The sequence below is a fragment of the Arthrobacter sp. P1_D12 genome (assembly GCF_056406175.1).
On the sequence record NZ_JBFUAR010000009.1, the window covers coordinates 75,648 to 91,851 of the forward strand.

Below are 16,204 nucleotides of genomic sequence, written 5' to 3' on the forward strand. Positions count from 1 at the left end.
CGTGACGGGATGGCGCTGACACCGGAGGATGCCGGACGCGCCGCCGACGCAACCGCCGTCGGCTCCGGAATCGAAGGAACCGCCGACGCCGGCTGGCTGCGCGTGCACCCCGCCTCACCCTTTGTCCGCGGCTGGGTGGCGCTGGCTGCGCTGCTGTTCTTTTTTGGGCGCGACAGTTTCGAACGGTTCCTGCAGGGCGGCCCGCTCTTTGACGAGCGGCTGGCCGGACGGGCGCCCTGGCTGCTGCTCGGCGGCGGCGCCCTGATTCTGCTGACCGTTCTCGGCTACGTCCTGAGCTGGTACTTCACCCGCTACCAGGTGGCCGGCGGCTACGTGCGCGTCAACACCGGTTTCCTGTTCAAGCAGCAGCGGCAGGCCAGGCTGGACCGGGTGCAGGCGATCGACGTCGTGCAACCTCTACTAGCACGGATCTTCGGACTGGCTGAATTGCGGTTCGAAGTCGCCGACGCCGGCCAGTCCGCGGTGCGCCTGGCGTACCTGCGCGCGGACGAGGCCCGGCAGCTCCGCGCGACAATCCTGGCCCGCGCCTCCGGTGCCGCGGGCGGAACGCCGGTGCGGGAACCGGGAGACCCGGAGTCCGGAGAGCTGGAGGCCGCCGCCGTGGAAGCCCCGGAACAGGCCGTGCTCACCGTGCCGCCGCCGCGCCTGGTGGGCTCGCTGCTTCTGAGCGAACAAAGTGTCGTGATCCTGGCTGGCGGCATTGCCTCGGTGATGCTCTCCGCCGTCACGGAGAACCGGAACTTCACGGTCTTCCTGATCCCTGCCGCGATCGGACTCATCGCCTCCTACTGGTCCTCGTTCAACAAGGGCTACAACTTCACGGCCGCCATTTCCCCGGACGGCATCCGGCTGCGGTACGGCCTGCTGGACACGCAGGCGCAGACCGTTCCGCCGGGCCGGATCCAGGCGCTGAAGGTCAGCCAGCCGCCGCTGTGGCGGATGTTCGGCTGGTACCGGATCCAGGTCAACGTGGCCGGCTACGGCCTGGCCGGCAGCGCCGGCGAAGGATCGGCCCGAACCACGCTGCTTCCGGTGGGATACCTCGGCGACGTCATGGATATCCTCTCCCTGGTGCTCCCGGATCCTGGGACCCCGGACCCGGTGGGGCTGTTCACCGCGGGGATCACCGGCCTCGCGGACCCTGCCGGGATCCCGGGCAGCGCAGCAGGGAAGGACGCCGACGGCGGCTTCGTCACCAGCCCGCGCCGGGCCCGGTTCCTGGCGCCGCTGGGCTGGCGGCGCAACGGCTTCGCGGCAACGGAGACCGCCCTGCTCCTGAGGTCGGGCCGCTGGTGGCGGAACTTCGTGGTGGTGCCGCACCAGCGCACCCAGTCCATGGCGCTCCAGCAGGGCCCGCTCGCCCGGCGGTTCCGGGTGGCGGACCTGGTCCTGCACACCACGGCCGGTCCGGTGGCCCCGCGGCTCATCCAGGCCGGGCTCGACGAGGCCCGGGCCCTGTTCGATGCCCAGTCCGCCCGTGCCCGCGCCGCGCGCAAGCACCAGAAGAGCGAACACTGGCTGGAGCCGGCGGCCCAGCCGGCCGCACCACCCGTCGAAGACCCCCAGGAAGGCCCGCATCATGGCTAAACCAGGACGCCTCGGCGTCGGAATCATTGGCGCAGGGAAGGTCGGCGCCGTCCTGGGGGCGGCGCTGCGCGGAGCCGAGCACGCCGTCATCGGGGCGTCCGCCGTTTCGGACGCCAGCAAAGAACGCGTCGAAACGCTCCTGCCCGGCGTCCCGATCCTGGACGTGCAGGACATCGTGGAGCGGGCCGAACTGGTCCTGCTCGCCGTCCCGGACGATGCCCTGGGCCCGCTGGTGAACGGACTGGCCAAGCTCGGCGCCTGGCAGCCCGGCCAGCTCGTGGCACACACCTCCGGGCGCTTCGGCGTCGGGATCCTGCATCCGGTCCGCGCCGCCGGTGCCGTGCCGCTCGCGCTGCACCCGGCCATGACGTTCACGGGCATGAGCCTGGACCTCACCAGGCTCCTGGACTGCACCTTTGGCGTCACGGCCGACGCCGCGATGCTGCCGATCGCCCAGGCACTCGTCGTCGAAATGGGCGCCGAGCCCGTCGCGATCGCCGAGGCCGACCGCGTCCTCTACCACGCTGCCCTCGCGCACGGATCCAACCACCTGGTCACGCTCGTGGCGCAGGCCTCGCAGCTGCTCCGCGACGTCGGCGTCGACGCCCCGGACCGGATGCTGGGCCCGCTGCTGCGCGCCACCCTCGAGAACGCCCTCGCCTCCGGTGAAACGGCCCTGACCGGGCCCGTGGCCCGCGGCGACACCGGCACGGTGGCCGCGCACGCCGGCGCCCTCCGCGAGTACGACGGCGGCGCGGCCGGCGATATTCTTGAGGCGTACCTGGCCATGGCCCGGGCGACAGCCCGCCGGGCAGGAAGCCGCGGGCTCCTGAAGCCGGAACAACTCGACGGCATCGAACAGGCGCTCGGCGGCCCCGGCCAGAACGGGACGCCCGCCCCGGAAGGACCCTGACATGGCAATCCAACTCGTCACCACTGCTGCCCAGCTCCGCGCCGCAAGCGCCCGGCTGCTGGCACAGAAAGGCGGCACGTCCCAGGGTCTCGTGCCCACCATGGGCGCCCTGCACGAGGGACATGCCCAGCTGGCCCGGACGGCCGTCGCCCAGAACGACGTCGTGGCGGCCACCATCTTCGTCAACCCGCTGCAGTTTGGCGAGGCCGCGGACCTCGAACGCTACCCCCGGACGCTCGACGCCGACCTCGCGCTGCTCGACGCCGAAGGGGTGGACCTGGCGTTCGCGCCGGGTGTTGAGGAGGTCTACCCCGGCGGGGCACCCCTTGTGCGGATCACGGCGGGACCCCTGGGCGAAAAATGGGAAGGCGCGTCCCGGCCGGGGCACTTCGACGGCGCGCTGACCGTCGTCGCGAAACTGCTCCACTACGGCATTCCTGGGGCCGGCCTGCCCGGGGGCGGCCAGCCCGCGTACCGCGCCTATTTCGGCCAGAAGGACGCGCAGCAGCTGGCCCTGGTCCAGCGCATGGTGGCTGACCTGAATTTTCCCGTGGAGATCGTGCCGGTGCCCATTGTGCGCTCGGCCGACGGCTTGGCGCTGTCCAGCCGCAACCGCTTCCTCTCCGAAGACCAGCGCGAGGCGGCCCTGGTGCTCGCCCGCGCGCTGCGGCTCATCGAGGAGCGCGCCAACGCCCATGAGCCGCTGGACATCGATTCCGCGCAGGCCCTCGTCCGGTCCCAGCCGCTCGTGGAGCTGGACTATTTCGAGGTGGTGGATCCGCGCACTCTCGAGCCCCTGGCGGAGAACTGCCGGGACACCCCGTTCCGCGGCGAGGGGCTGGCGATCATCGCTGCCAAGGTCGGCCCCGTCCGCCTCATCGACAACGCGCCCCTGAACTCCTAGCCCCAACCCCACCACCAATAAGCAACGCGGGGTCAGATACGGCCCATGCCGCCGCCCGTCATCGGCTTATCCGAACCCGCGTTGTTTTCGCGGTGACGGGAATGCCCCCGGGCCCTAGACTGTTGGAACCTGCAGCAGCGCCGACGCTCGCCGGACCCACACCAAACTCCCTGAGGGAATTCCCATGTCAACAGACGTCTCTTCCAACGCCTCTGGCGATCCCGCACCGGGCGCTGCCCCCGCCATCCCCGGATCGGCCACGCCGGCCGCGCCCGCGGCATCCACCGCGCCCACCGCGCCGGCAAAGATGCCCCGGGAGTCCGTGGCCATCATCGCCACGCTGCTGGTGGCCACCTTCGTCGTGATCCTCAACGAGACCATCATGAACGTGGCCCTGCAGCGGCTGATGGTGGATCTGAACATCGATGCGCCTACCGTGCAGTGGCTATCCACGGGTTTCATGCTCACCATGGCCGTCGTGATCCCCACCACCGGGTTCATCCTGCAGCGGCTGACCACCCGTGCCGTGTTCATGCTGGCCATGGGACTCTTTTCCGGCGGCACCCTGCTGGCCGCCCTCGCGCCGGGCTTCGAAGTCCTGCTGCTGGCCCGCATCGTCCAGGCCGGCGGCACCGCCATCATGCTCCCGCTCCTGATGACCACCATCCTCACTCTCGTGCCGCTGGAGCGCCGCGGCGCAGTCATGGGCAACGTCAGCATCGCCATTTCGGTTGCGCCGGCACTGGGCCCGACAGTTTCCGGCCTGATCCTCCAGCATTTTTCCTGGCGGTTCATGTTCGTCTTCGTGCTGCCGATCGCCCTCGCCGCGCTCGCCATCGGGGCCAGGTATCTGACCAACATCGGTGAGACCGAGAAAACCCGGCTCGATGCCCTCTCCGTGGTGCTCACGGTCCCCGCCTTCGGCGGCCTGGTGTACGGCCTGAGCCAGATCGGCGGCGGCCAGGCGGGCTCCCGCACCCCCGCCGTGGTGGCACTGGCCGTTGGTGTGCTGGCCATGGCAGCTTTCGTCCTGCGCCAGTTGAAGCTCCAGAAGACCGGCGGCCCCCTGCTGGACTTGCGCGCCTTCACGTTCCGGATGTTCACCGTTTCCGTGCTGCTGCTGGTCGTGGCCATGATCGCGCTGTTCGGCGCGGTGATCCTGCTGCCGTTGTACCTGCAGGAAATCCGCGGCCTGACCTCCCTCGAGACCGGCCTGGTCCTGCTGCCCGGCGGCCTCGCCATGGGCCTGCTGGGGCCCTTCATCGGCCGCGTATTCGACAGGGTCGGGCCCTTGCCGCTGACAGTGACAGGCTCGATCATGATGGTGCTGTCCCTCTGGCAGTTCTCCATGCTGGACGCAACGTCGCCGCTGGGGTGGATCATCGCCCTGCACGTGGCACTCAGCCTGGGCCTGGCGCTGCTGTTCACCCCCGCCTTCACGACCGGGCTGAACCCGCTGCCGCCGCACCTGTACTCCCACGGCTCGGCCATCATGAGCACGCTGCAGCAGGTGGCCGGCGCCGCCGGCACGGCGCTCCTGGTCTCGATCTACGCCTTCGTGGCCGTTGCCTCGGGCATGGTCGCCGGCATGCATGCCGCATTCCTGACGGCGGCCGTCATAGCCGTCGCCGCCGTCGTACTGTCCACCATGATGCGCAAAACCGAAGGTGCGGGACACCCGGCCGCCCACTAGCTGCAATTAAAAAAACAACGCGGGGTGACTTAGCGCCGGTCCGGACCTCCGGAATGGGCGCCAAGTGACCCAGCGTTGCTTGATAGGGCGTTGCGTTTAGGGCGTTGCGTGGTGCGGGTTAGCCTGCGTAAAACGCGCTCAGCTCGGCGATCAGCTTGTCCGGCGCCTTGTTGACACCGTCGTGGCCCATGCCCGGCAGGATCGTATAGCTGGAGCCGGAGAGGACATCGTGGATCTGGGCGCAGGCCACCCCGAAATAGGCCGGACTCTTCTCGCCCACGATGATCAGCGTTTCCAGCGGCAGTTCCAGGAAGGGTTCGGCCGGCATGTCCGCGGCGATGATCGCCTTGATCTCGCGGACGCCGGTCTGCATGAGGTCGCGCAGCTGCTTGCCGATCGGGGTGCCCGCCGAAAGCTTGTTCGCCAGCGTCAGCATGGACAGCGGCATCCGGGACAGGGCGCTGCCGGTCTCCAGGCCCTTGAGCAGGACGGCGAGGGCGCGGTCGTCGTCGCCGGCTGCGGTCGCCCGCTCGTATTCGGGCGTCCAGTCCGCCGTGACGCTGTGGTTGACGGACACGGCGGGGTCATACACGGCCAGCCGTTCCACCGGCAGGGTGCGGGCCGCGTGCAGGGCCACTGCCCCGCCGAAGCTATGGCCGAAGACGTCCGTGCTGGCGGTGTGCTTCATGACGGCGTCGAGGTCGTGGATGTCCACGTCGAGGGTGTAATCCTCAGGCTGCGGGGAGGACGAGCCGCGGCCGCGACGGTTGAAGGTGTGCACCGGCCGTCCAAGTGACGCGCTGAGCTTCTGCGCGAAACGGGTGTAGTCGGCGGCCGTCACCATCGAGGCCGGCACGACAACGATGCCCGAACCCGCCGAGGCGAGCTCGGCGCCCGTGCTCAAAAGCTCGATCGTTCCGCCGTTGGGGGTTCTGATGTTCTCGCGGGTCATGCTCCGAGCCTAGCCGAGGCCACGCCCCAGTGCAGTAAGCCGCGGTGCACTATGGCGCCAGTCCAGTAGGGCGCAGCCCACTATGACCGCAATCCACTATGACCGCAGTTCAGTTGTGGTCCCGTCGCAGCGGCGCCGCACGATCGCGCCGTCGCTAGTTGCCCAGCCGGCCGCCGGACACCTCGAGGTAGCAGGCGCCGCAGAGTGACTCGTACCAGACGTCCTGGCCATCGATCGCAACCTGGTTCCCGTCGAACACCACGTGGTCCCCGATCCGGCGCGTGTTGAAGATGGCCTTCCGTCCGCAGCGGCAGATGGTCTTGAGCTCTTCGAGGGTGTGCGCGATCTCCAGCAGGCGCAGGGAACCTGGGAACGCGCGGGTCCGGAAGTCGGTGCGGATGCCGTAGGCGAGGACGGGGACGTTGTCCAGGACCGCGATGCGGAAGAGGTCGTCCACCTGCTCCGGTTCCAGGAACTGGGCCTCGTCCACCAGCAGGCAGGCCACCGGCGGGGTGTCCACGTGCTGCAGGAGGGCGTCGGGATCGTCGCCGTGGGCCTGGGCGGTGAACAGGTCGCGGGCCGACGCGCCGGCGGGGATCAAGAAGTCCACCGAACGGGTCATGCCCAGGCGGGACACGACGTCGGAGTCGCCCTTGGTGTCCACGTCCGGCTTGGCCAGCAGGACCCGCTGGCCGCGTTCCTCATAGTTGAAGGCCGCCTGCAGAAGCCCCGTAGATTTGCCGGAGTTCATGGCGCCGTAGCGGAAGTAGAGCTTGGCCAAGGGGGTCCTTTCGAAAGGGTCGCCCCCGATTCTAGCGGTCGGTCGCGTCGCAGCACTCAGCGGCCGGGCCCACTGCGCCGCCACCGGGCCGGCACGCCCGCGGCTGCAAGGCTGCCGGCCAGGCTGACGGGCGGCGGGGTCGCAGCCCCGGGTCCGCCGTGGAGGAACCGGGCCGTGCGGAGGGCCAGCCGGCTTCCCGGCCGGATGGGGCCTTCGTGGAGCTGCCCGGGGACCACGGCGAAGCTGACCGCGGGGACGGCGTCGGCAAGCTGGTGGCTCGTGTCGGCGAAGTAGCCGGGGCTCCAGCCGCCGCTGAGCATGAGGGTGGGGGTGGTGATGGCGGCAAAATCCTCGAGTTCGGCGTCGGCATCCAGTACGGCGCGCATCTCGGCGACGGCCGTGGGCAGCAGTTGCCGCATTTCGGCGCCGAGCCTGGTCCGGGCCGAGAGGATGCTGAGCATGCGCAGTGCGCCCAGGGGCAGCATGGACACCGGGCCGGCCGTCTCCAGGCCTTGCACCAAATGCGCCCAGGCGTGGTCGAGTTCGCCGGCAGCCACGGACCTTTCCAGTTCGGGCCGCCAGCGCTGGGTGAGGTTCCCGGAGAGGCTCACGGCGGCGTCGTAAGTCACCATCCTGCGGATCGGCATGCGCCGGGCGGCCTCGAGGGCCACGAACCCGCCATAGCTGTGGGCCACGACGTCGCTGGCGCCGGTCTCGCGGAGCACCGTTGCCAGGTCGGCCACCTCGGTGGCGGCGGAATAGTCGGCCGGCTGGTGCGAGGAGCCGGCGCGTCCGCGGCGGTTGTAGCAGTGCACCGGCTGGTCCAGCAGCCGGCAAAGTTTTCGGGCAAAGGACCGGTAGAGCGCATCGGTGATCAGGGTCCCGTGCACGACGACGACGCCGGATCCTTCGCCGCGGGACGCCACGGCGGCGTCGGACGCGGCTGTTCTGCCCGGTGCGTGCCCCGCCGGGCGGATGGTGTGCAGCTCAAGGTGTCCCTTGCCGTCGTCGGTCCTCACTGTCCATGTCTCCACAACTTCGAGTCTATTCCCGCACCCCGTCCGCCTGGCTGCCGCCCGGGCAGAACCGGGCCGGGACCTTCCCGGACGCAAATCGACGGTAAACTTGGGGATTGTGACTTCCCAAAACACCCCCACCCCGAACACCGCCGCCGAGCCGCATGATGCCAGCGAACAGACCCGCATCCGCATGGAGAAGCGCGCCAAGCTGATCGAACGCGGCGTCGAGGCATATCCGGTGGGTGTCGAACGCACGCACTCGCTCACGGAAATCCGGGAGAAATACGCCTACCTGCAGGCCGATGAAACCACCGGCGACGCCGTTGGCGTGACCGGCCGCATCGTCTTCATCCGCAACACGGGCAAACTCTGCTTCGCCACCCTCCAGGAGGGCGGCCTGGACGGCAAAGCCGTGCGGCTGCAGGTCATGCTGAGCCTGGCCAACATCGGTGAGGAGGCACTCGCGGAGTGGAAGTCCCTCGTGGACCTCGGCGATCACGTCTTCATCAAGGGCGAGGTCATTTCCTCACGCCGCGGCGAACTCTCCGTCATGGCGGATTCCTGGACCATGGCCTCGAAGGCGCTGCGCCCGCTGCCCGTGCTGCACGCCGGGCTGAACGAAGAAACGCGTGTCCGCCAGCGCTACGTGGACCTCATTGTCCGCGACGAAGCCCGCGAGATGGTGTACACCCGCGCCGCGATCACCCGCTCCATCCGCGAAACCCTGCACCGCCAGGGCTACGTTGAGGTTGAAACCCCCATGCTGCAGCTGGTTCACGGCGGCGCCACGGCCCGTCCCTTCGAGACGCACATGAACGCCTTCGACCAGAAGATGACGTTGCGCATCGCTACCGAGCTCTACCTCAAGCGCACGGTGGTCGGCGGGATCGACCGCGTCTACGACATGGGCCGGGTCTTCCGCAACGAGGGCGTGGACTCCACGCACAGCCCCGAGTTCACCACCCTGGAGTCCTACGAGGCGTGGGCGGACCAGTTCGTCATGGCGGACCGGATCAAGGAGATCATCCTGGACGCCGCCGACGCCGCCGGTGTGGGCCGCGTGCTGCAGACCGAAGCCGGGGAGATCAAGCTCGACGGCGAATGGACCTGGCTGGCGGTCTACCCCGGGCTGTCCGACTTCGTGGGCCAGGAAGTAACCCCCGATACCCCGGTTACCGAGCTGCTGGAGCTGGCTGCCAAGCACGAGGTTAAGGTCGACGCCGCCTGGGAAGCCGAGAAGCTCGTCGTCGAACTCTTCGGCGAACTGGTGGAGCCGACGTTGCTCAACCCCACGTTCGTCTACGACTATCCGCCGTCCGCGCAGCCGCTGGCCCGCCAGCACCGCGAAGACGGCCGCCTGATCGAGGCCTGGGACCTCATCATCGGCGGCATGGAGCGGGGCACGGCGTTCTCCGAACTGATCGACCCGGTCATCCAGCGCGAACGCCTCACCGAACAGTCCCGCCGTTCCGCCGCGGGTGACGTGGAGGCAATGCAGCTGGACGAAGACTTCCTCCGTGCGCTCGAGTACGGTGCGCCGCCGATGGGCGGGATCGGCCTGGGCATCGACCGGCTCGTGATGCTGTTCACCGGAGCCGGCATCCGCGAAACGATCCTCTTCCCCCTGTTGAAGCCCGAAGGACACTGAGCATGGACTATATTGCCGTATTGCTGCCCCCCATCGTGGTGGGCCTGCTTTTCTGGTTTGCCATGAAATCCATATTCAATGCCGACAAATCAGAGCGGCAGGCAGAAGCCCGCGCCCATGCCGAAGCCGAAACTAGGGCCAAAGGACCGGATTCCGGGACCCTGGGAAGCTAATTACCCGAAAGAAGTAATAGTTCCCTATTGCCGCCTTCGGTTTTCCTTTGGGCAGAGTTTTGCGCTTTGACTCCCTGCTGTAACGCGGAGGATACTTATTCCAGATACATCCTGCTTTTCTAAACGCTCGATCTTTGGAAAGAGAGTCCTTTATGGCACAGAAAGTAAAAATCATCCTCGTTGATGATCTGGATGGGGGATCCGCGGACGAAACTGTCCGGTTTGGCCTTGACGGCGTCAGTTACGAAATAGACCTGTCGTCAAGCAATGCATCAGAACTGCGCTCCGCGGTGGACCGATTTGTGACGCACGCGCGCAAAACGTCAAGCGGACGCGCCACGCGCACGAAAATTTCCAGCGGACGGAATCAGGACTCTGCCCAGATCCGCCAGTGGGCACGGGACAACGGCTATGCGGTAAACAGCCGCGGACGCATCCAGGCTGAAATTCAGGAAGCCTACCAAAAGGCTAATTCCTAGCAGGGACCCGCGTCAGGGTGCAGTGCCGGGCCCGTCATGAGGGCGCAGTATCAAGCCGCAATCACGTTTCATGCCGTCGTAATCGAGCGTCTGTCAAATGCCAATGCCCCCGTTATCTGACGGGGGCATTGCCATGCCCGCAGCGGAGCGCCCGTCCGGCAGAGCGGAGCGCCCGTCCGGCAGGGCGGCCCGCCCGTCCGGCGATGAACAGGCTCCGCCGCCCGGCCGGAACGGCCCGCTTAGCAGCCGGTTGAGGCCGTCCGGCTCGGCAGGATGCGCCCTTCCGGAAGGGCCGGATGCGCCGGTCCGGAGGGGTTCGGGGCGGTTCTTGCCCCTGGCCGGGGACCCGTCCGGGCGCGGTTGCGCAACCCTCCGGTTTCCCCTGTGGCGAACAAGCCCCAAATCTGGAACCCGGCCACGTAGCATCAAAGTACGTCGTAGCTAGGAGTGTGGCGAAATGTTTGAGCGATTTACGGACCGTGCCCGTCGCGTAGTTGTGCTTGCCCAAGAAGAGGCACGCATGCTGAACCACAATTACATTGGTACCGAACACATCCTCTTGGGTCTGATCCATGAGGGTGAAGGTGTTGCCGCCAAAGCCCTTGAATCCTTGAGCATTTCGCTCGACGGTGTCCGCGAGCAGGTCCAGGAGATCATCGGCCAGGGCCAGCAGGCGCCCTCCGGCCACATCCCCTTTACCCCCCGCGCCAAGAAGGTCCTGGAGCTCTCGCTGCGCGAGGCGCTGCAGCTGGGCCATAACTACATTGGTACCGAGCACATCCTCCTCGGCCTTATCCGGGAGGGCGAAGGCGTTGCCGCCCAGGTGCTCGTCAAGCTCGGCGCAGACCTGAACCGGGTCCGCTCGCAGGTTATCCAGCTGCTCTCGGGTTACCAGGGCAAGGAAGCCACGGGCGCCGGTGTAGGCCCCGGGCAGGCTGAGGGGACCCCGGCCGGGTCCGTTGTCCTGGACCAGTTCGGCCGCAACCTGACCCAGGCGGCGCGCGAGAACAAACTGGACCCTGTGATCGGCCGCGAGCAGGAAATGGAACGCGTCATGCAGGTCCTTTCCCGCCGCACCAAGAACAACCCTGTGCTGATTGGTGAGCCCGGCGTCGGCAAGACCGCCGTCGTCGAGGGCCTGGCCCAGGCGATCGTCCGCGGGGACGTCCCGGAGACCATCAAGGACAAGCAGCTGTACACGCTGGACCTCGGGTCCCTCGTGGCCGGCTCCCGCTACCGCGGCGACTTCGAAGAGCGCCTGAAGAAGGTCCTCAAGGAGATCCGCACGCGCGGCGACATCATCCTGTTCATCGATGAGATCCACACCCTGGTGGGCGCCGGTGCCGCCGAAGGCGCCATCGATGCGGCCTCGATCCTGAAGCCCATGCTGGCCCGCGGCGAGCTCCAGACCATCGGTGCCACCACACTGGACGAATACCGCAAGCACATCGAGAAGGATGCCGCGCTGGAGCGCCGCTTCCAGCCGATCCAGGTCAAGGAACCCTCCGTCGCGCACGCGATCGAGATCCTCAAGGGCCTCCGCGACCGGTACGAGGCACACCACCGCGTCACCATCACCGACGGCGCCCTCGCCTCGGCGGCGGCCCTTTCCGAGCGCTACATCTCGGACCGCTTCCTGCCGGACAAGGCAATCGACCTGATCGACGAGGCCGGTGCGCGGCTCCGCATCCGCCGCATGACTGCCCCGCCGGAGCTCAAGATCATGGACGAGAAGATCGCCGCCATGAAGCTGGAGAAGGAATCCGCGATCGACGCGCAGGACTTCGAAGGCGCCGCTTCGCTGCGCGACAAGGAGCAGAAGCTCATTGCCGAGCGCGCCGAGAAGGAACGCCAGTGGAAGACCGGCGGCATGGACGACATCTCCGAAGTTGATGAAGACCTCATCGCCGAGGTGCTGGCGAACTCCACCGGCATCCCGGTCTTCAAGCTGACCGAGGAAGAGTCCTCGCGCCTGCTGAAGATGGAAGACGAGCTCCACAAGCGCGTGGTCGGCCAGAACGAGGCCATCAAGGCCTTGTCCCAGGCGATCCGGCGCACCCGTGCAGGCCTCAAGGACCCCAAGCGTCCGGGCGGCTCGTTCATTTTCGCCGGCCCCACCGGCGTCGGCAAGACCGAACTGGCCAAGGCCCTCGCCGAGTTCCTGTTCGGCGAGGAAGACGCCCTGATCACCCTGGACATGTCCGAGTACTCGGAGAAGCACACGGTGTCGCGGCTCTTCGGTGCCCCTCCGGGCTACGTGGGCTACGAGGAAGGCGGGCAGCTGACCGAGAAGGTCCGCCGTCGTCCGTTCTCCGTGGTCCTGTTCGATGAAGTGGAGAAGGCGCACGCCGATCTCTTCAACTCGCTCCTGCAGATCCTGGAAGACGGCCGCCTGACCGACTCCCAGGGCCGCGTGGTGGACTTCAAGAACACCGTGATCATCATGACCACGAACCTGGGCACCCGGGACATCTCCAAGAGCGTTGCCACCGGCTTCCAGTCCGGCACGGACACGCAGACCGGCTACAACCGGATGCGGGCCCGGGTCACGGAAGAGCTCAAGCAGCACTTCCGCCCCGAGTTCCTGAACCGTGTTGACGATGTTGTGGTCTTCCCGCAGCTGACCCAGGACGAGATCATCGAGATCGTGGACATGTTCGTCGCCCGCCTGGAGAAGCGCCTCAAGGACAAGGACATGGGCATCGAGCTCACGTCCGCGGCCAAGGTGCTCCTGGCGACCCGCGGCTACGACCCCGCCATGGGTGCCCGGCCGCTGCGCCGCACCATCCAGCGCGAGATCGAGGACCAGCTCTCCGAGAAGATCCTCTTCGGCGAACTGCACTCCGGCGACATCGTGGTGGTGGACGTGGAAGGCGAAGGCGACGACGCGAAGTTCACCTTCGCCGGCAACGCCAAGCCGCGCATCCCGGAGATCGCTCCGAGCGTCTAAGCACCATCAACAACGGCCCCGCTGCCCCGAAAGGGGCGGCGGGGCCTTTGCGTTGCCCGCCGCACTGAACCATTTGCCAGAGATGGCCGCTATGGGAGCTGGCTTAGCGGCCATCTTCGGCGAACGGCGAACGGTGGCCGTGCTGAAGCGCCAGGGCCCGTCCCGCATGATTCGGGAGCTGTGTCTGAAAGCAATGTTTCACTCTTAGTGAACGTTTTGTGATCGATACCACATACGGTGTTGAATCGGTGCATGGCTGCTAAGGACTCAGAGACCCTGAGCGAACAACCCGAGACCCCCTTCCACGATCTGGACCACTACCTCGCGATCCCCAGAGTGAGCGGTTTGACGCTGAGCCCGGACGGCGCCCGGCTGGTGACCACCGTGGCGACCCTCGGCGCGAAGGGCACCGAATACTGCACCGCGCTGTGGGAGGTGGATCCGGGCGGGGCCAAACAGGCCCGCCGGATCACGCGCAGCGCCAATGGGGAGGCCGGTGCGGTGTTTGCCGCCAACGGCGACCTGTACTTCACCTCGGCCCGTCCCGATCCGGAGAGCCCCGAGGCAGACCCGGTGAACGCCCTCTGGATCCTGCCGTCCGACGGTGGCGAAGCCCGGGTGGCCTTGTCCCGGGCCGGCGGAATCGGCGGGGTCCACGCCGCCAAGGACGCCGACACCGTGGTGGTCGCGGCCTCGGTCCTGGCCGGCTCCACGGACGAGGACAATGACGAGGAACGCCGGAAAGCGCGCAAGGACAACAAGGTCGCGGCCATCCTGCACAGCGGATACCCTGTCCGCTACTGGGATGCGGACCTGGGCCCGGCGCAGCCGCGGCTGTTCGCCGTCGAACCCGGAGACCCGTTGGAGGCCGGAAAGCCGGCCACCATCGACGCCGCGCCGCCGCTGAAGATGCGCAACCTGACGCCCGACGCCGGCACGCGGCTCAGGGACGCCGAATCGGTGCTCAGCCCGGACGGCACGACGATTTACAGCAGCTTCGCCAAGCCCCTCGCCAATGCCGATTCACGTTCCGTCCTGGTCGCCATCGACGTCGCCACCGGCACCCGCACGGTCCTGCTGGACACGGAAGGCCAGAGCTACTTCCCGGGCCCGGTCAGTCCGGACGGCCGGAGCCTGGTGGTGGTCAGCGAAAGCGACACCACGCCGCTGGCGGCCCCGCGGGTCCTGCTGCACCTCCTCGACGTCGCCGGCCCGGCGGCCGGGGACGGCGCCCTGACGCCGCTCGCCCATGACTGGGACCGCTGGGCCCGCCCTGCCGCATGGCTGCCGGACGGATCGGCCCTGCTGGTCACCGCCGACGAGGACGGCGCATCGCCGGTATTCCGGATCGGTGTGGCCGGAGACCCGGGCGGGGCGGCCCAGGTGCTGCGCCTGACGGCCGACGCCGCGGCGTACACCGACGTCGTCGTCGCACCGGACGGACGCAGCGCCTACGCCCTGCGCAGCTCCTACGAATTCCCCGCCGAACCTGTACGGATCGACCTCGCCTCCGGTGACGTCGTCCGCCTGCCCGCGCCCGCGGAACGCCCGCACTTCACGGGCACGCTGGAGCGCGTGGAGACGACGGCGGCCGACGGCGCCCGTGTGCCCGCGTACCTGGCTCTGCCGGAGGGCGCGTCCGCCGCGGCCCCGGCCCCGCTGCTGCTCTGGATCCATGGCGGCCCGCTGGGATCCTGGAACGCCTGGACGTGGCGCTGGAACCCGTGGCTGCTGGTGGCGCGCGGCTACGCGGTGCTGCTCCCGGACCCCGCCCTCTCCACCGGCTACGGCCAGGACCACATCCAGCGCGGCTGGGGGGAATGGGGCAAGGCTCCGTTCACCGATCTGATGGCCATCACCGACGCCGTCGTGCAGCGCCCCGACATCGACCAGACGCGCACGGCCGCCATGGGCGGCTCGTTCGGCGGGTACATGGCCAACTGGGTGGCCGGGCAGACGGACCGCTTCAAGGCGATCGTCACGCACGCCAGCCTCTGGGCCCTGGACCAGTTCGGCCCCACCACCGACGCCGCGCAGTACTGGCTCAAGGAGATGACGGCCGAGATGGCGCTGGAGAACTCCCCGCACCTGCACGTGGAGAACATCCGAACTCCCATGCTGGTCATCCATGGCGACAAGGACTACCGCGTGCCGATCGGCGAGGGACTCCGGCTCTGGTACGAACTGCTCGCCAAGTCGCAGCTGGCGGCGGACGGGAACGGCGAAACGGACCACCGGTTCCTGTATTTCCCGGACGAGAACCACTGGATCCTGCAGCCGCAGCACGCCAAGGTCTGGTACGGCGTGGTGGAGCACTTCCTGGCCAGGAACCTGCTGGACAAGGACGTTCCCGTCCCCGACGAACTCGGTCTCTGACGGACCGGGCCCGGGGCACCCGTAAGATTGGGCTGTGACTGAGACCGTGACTGAGACCGCGACTGAGACGATCCGCATCCGCCCCGCCCGCACCGACGACGTTGGCGCCATCAAGACCCTCGTGGCGCCCCTGGCCGACCAGCGGATCCTCATGGCCAAGGAAACCGTGGCCTATTACGAAAGCCTGCAGGAGTTCCGGATCGCCGAATCCGAAGACGGCGGGGTGATCGGCTGCGGGGCGCTGCACGTCATGTGGGAGGATCTCGCGGAGGTCCGCACCCTCGCAGCCTCGGACGCTTGGCGCGGCAAGGGCGTGGGCCACGCGCTGGTGGAGCGCCTGCTGGAGGATGCCCGCTCGCTGGGAGTCTCCCGGGTCTTCTGCCTGACCTTCGAAGTGGAGTTCTTCAAGAAGCACGGCTTTGAAGTCATGGCTGACCAGACCGCCGTCGATCCCGTGGTGTATTCCGAGCTCCTGCGCTCGCACGACGAAGGCGTGGCCGAGTTCCTGGACCTGGCGCGGGTCAAACCGAACACGCTGGGCAACACCAGGATGATCAAGGAGCTGTAGCCCCCGCCGGGTTGCGGCTGCGCGCGGCTGTTCGCCGGCCAGCGAAGGCGGCTCCAGGCCGGCCCCCCGGCCAGCGAAGGTGGCTCCAGGCCGGCGCCGGCAGCCGCCAGGAACTCGACGTCCACGCAGGGCTTCCCTTC

The 16,204-nt window shown here is 68.0% G+C and carries 13 protein-coding genes; 10 read left to right on the forward strand and 3 right to left on the reverse strand.

Features of this window, described 5'->3' with window-relative positions; all coding sequences use genetic code 11:
- The first annotated feature begins 9 nt into the window (after positions 1 to 9).
- The 4 genes from AC1DZV_RS08415 to AC1DZV_RS08430 all read left to right on the forward strand — a co-directional run bounded on the left by AC1DZV_RS08415 (position 10) and on the right by AC1DZV_RS08430 (position 5,118).
- A complete protein-coding gene (locus AC1DZV_RS08415; RefSeq protein WP_476950665.1) occupies positions 10 to 1,608 on the forward strand; it encodes a PH domain-containing protein in 1,599 nt (532 codons plus the stop codon).
- Positions 1,601 to 2,521 carry a Rossmann-like and DUF2520 domain-containing protein gene (locus tag AC1DZV_RS08420; RefSeq protein WP_223914698.1) on the forward strand — a complete coding sequence of 307 codons (921 nt, stop codon included), beginning with the start codon at positions 1,601 to 1,603 and terminating at the stop codon, positions 2,519 to 2,521. The genes AC1DZV_RS08415 and AC1DZV_RS08420 overlap by 8 nt, the downstream gene beginning before the upstream one ends.
- Before the next feature lies 1 nt (position 2,522).
- Complete coding sequence (gene panC / locus AC1DZV_RS08425; RefSeq protein ID WP_476950666.1) at positions 2,523 to 3,425, forward strand: pantoate--beta-alanine ligase; 903 nt, start codon at positions 2,523 to 2,525, stop codon at positions 3,423 to 3,425.
- Positions 3,426 to 3,609: 184 nt separating this feature from the next.
- Positions 3,610 to 5,118, forward strand: a complete 1,509-nt coding sequence (locus AC1DZV_RS08430; protein ID WP_476950667.1) for an MDR family MFS transporter — start codon at positions 3,610 to 3,612, stop codon at positions 5,116 to 5,118.
- A 118-nt stretch (positions 5,119 to 5,236) separates the two neighbouring features.
- Here AC1DZV_RS08430 and AC1DZV_RS08435 read toward each other — a convergent pair whose 3' ends face one another.
- The 3 genes from AC1DZV_RS08435 to AC1DZV_RS08445 form a co-directional block, all read right to left on the reverse strand.
- A complete protein-coding gene (locus tag AC1DZV_RS08435) occupies positions 5,237 to 6,070 on the reverse strand; it encodes an alpha/beta fold hydrolase (RefSeq protein ID WP_028276921.1) in 834 nt (277 codons plus the stop codon).
- A gap of 154 nt (positions 6,071 to 6,224) precedes the next feature.
- Positions 6,225 to 6,851, reverse strand: a complete 627-nt coding sequence (locus AC1DZV_RS08440; RefSeq protein WP_028276920.1) for a thymidine kinase — start codon at positions 6,849 to 6,851, stop codon at positions 6,225 to 6,227.
- Between the two features lie 56 nt (positions 6,852 to 6,907).
- Positions 6,908 to 7,885: an alpha/beta fold hydrolase gene (locus tag AC1DZV_RS08445; protein WP_476950668.1), complete on the reverse strand. Its 978-nt coding sequence runs from the start codon at positions 7,883 to 7,885 to the stop codon at positions 6,908 to 6,910.
- Between the two features lie 100 nt (positions 7,886 to 7,985).
- Between AC1DZV_RS08445 and lysS the strand changes: the two genes are divergently transcribed.
- From lysS to AC1DZV_RS08475, 6 genes are all read left to right on the forward strand, one after another.
- Positions 7,986 to 9,518, forward strand: coding sequence for a lysine--tRNA ligase (gene lysS / locus AC1DZV_RS08450; RefSeq protein ID WP_476950669.1), 1,533 nt, complete (start codon positions 7,986 to 7,988; stop codon positions 9,516 to 9,518).
- 2 nt (positions 9,519 to 9,520) lie between these two features.
- Entirely contained in the window at positions 9,521 to 9,691 is a 171-nt protein-coding gene (locus AC1DZV_RS08455; protein WP_476950670.1) for a hypothetical protein, read from the forward strand.
- Between the two features lie 152 nt (positions 9,692 to 9,843).
- Positions 9,844 to 10,170 (forward strand): histone-like nucleoid-structuring protein Lsr2, encoded by a 327-nt coding sequence (locus tag AC1DZV_RS08460; RefSeq protein ID WP_028276918.1) that lies wholly within the window; start codon positions 9,844 to 9,846, stop codon positions 10,168 to 10,170.
- 457 nt (positions 10,171 to 10,627) lie between these two features.
- Positions 10,628 to 13,120, forward strand: a complete 2,493-nt coding sequence (locus tag AC1DZV_RS08465; RefSeq protein WP_028276917.1) for an ATP-dependent Clp protease ATP-binding subunit — start codon at positions 10,628 to 10,630, stop codon at positions 13,118 to 13,120.
- A 252-nt stretch (positions 13,121 to 13,372) separates the two neighbouring features.
- A complete protein-coding gene (locus AC1DZV_RS08470; RefSeq protein ID WP_476953453.1) occupies positions 13,373 to 15,496 on the forward strand; it encodes a S9 family peptidase in 2,124 nt (707 codons plus the stop codon).
- Between the two features lie 34 nt (positions 15,497 to 15,530).
- Positions 15,531 to 16,064, forward strand: coding sequence for an amino-acid N-acetyltransferase (locus tag AC1DZV_RS08475; protein ID WP_476953454.1), 534 nt, complete (start codon positions 15,531 to 15,533; stop codon positions 16,062 to 16,064).
- Positions 16,065 to 16,204 lie beyond the last annotated feature (140 nt).

Bases quoted from the DNA above. Each gene is read 5' to 3' on its own strand.
- AC1DZV_RS08415 (WP_476950665.1), top strand. From the start codon at position 10: ATGGCGCTGACACCGGAGGATGCCGGACGCGCCGCCGACGCAACCGCC.
- AC1DZV_RS08420 (WP_223914698.1), top strand. From the start codon at position 1,601: ATGGCTAAACCAGGACGCCTCGGCGTCGGAATCATTGGCGCAGGGAAG.
- panC (WP_476950666.1), top strand. From the start codon at position 2,523: ATGGCAATCCAACTCGTCACCACTGCTGCCCAGCTCCGCGCCGCAAGC.
- AC1DZV_RS08430 (WP_476950667.1), top strand. From the start codon at position 3,610: ATGTCAACAGACGTCTCTTCCAACGCCTCTGGCGATCCCGCACCGGGC.
- AC1DZV_RS08435 (WP_028276921.1), bottom strand. From the start codon at position 6,070: ATGACCCGCGAGAACATCAGAACCCCCAACGGCGGAACGATCGAGCTT.
- AC1DZV_RS08455 (WP_476950670.1), top strand. From the start codon at position 9,521: ATGGACTATATTGCCGTATTGCTGCCCCCCATCGTGGTGGGCCTGCTT.
- AC1DZV_RS08460 (WP_028276918.1), top strand. From the start codon at position 9,844: ATGGCACAGAAAGTAAAAATCATCCTCGTTGATGATCTGGATGGGGGA.
- AC1DZV_RS08465 (WP_028276917.1), top strand. From the start codon at position 10,628: ATGTTTGAGCGATTTACGGACCGTGCCCGTCGCGTAGTTGTGCTTGCC.
- AC1DZV_RS08470 (WP_476953453.1), top strand. From the start codon at position 13,373: ATGGCTGCTAAGGACTCAGAGACCCTGAGCGAACAACCCGAGACCCCC.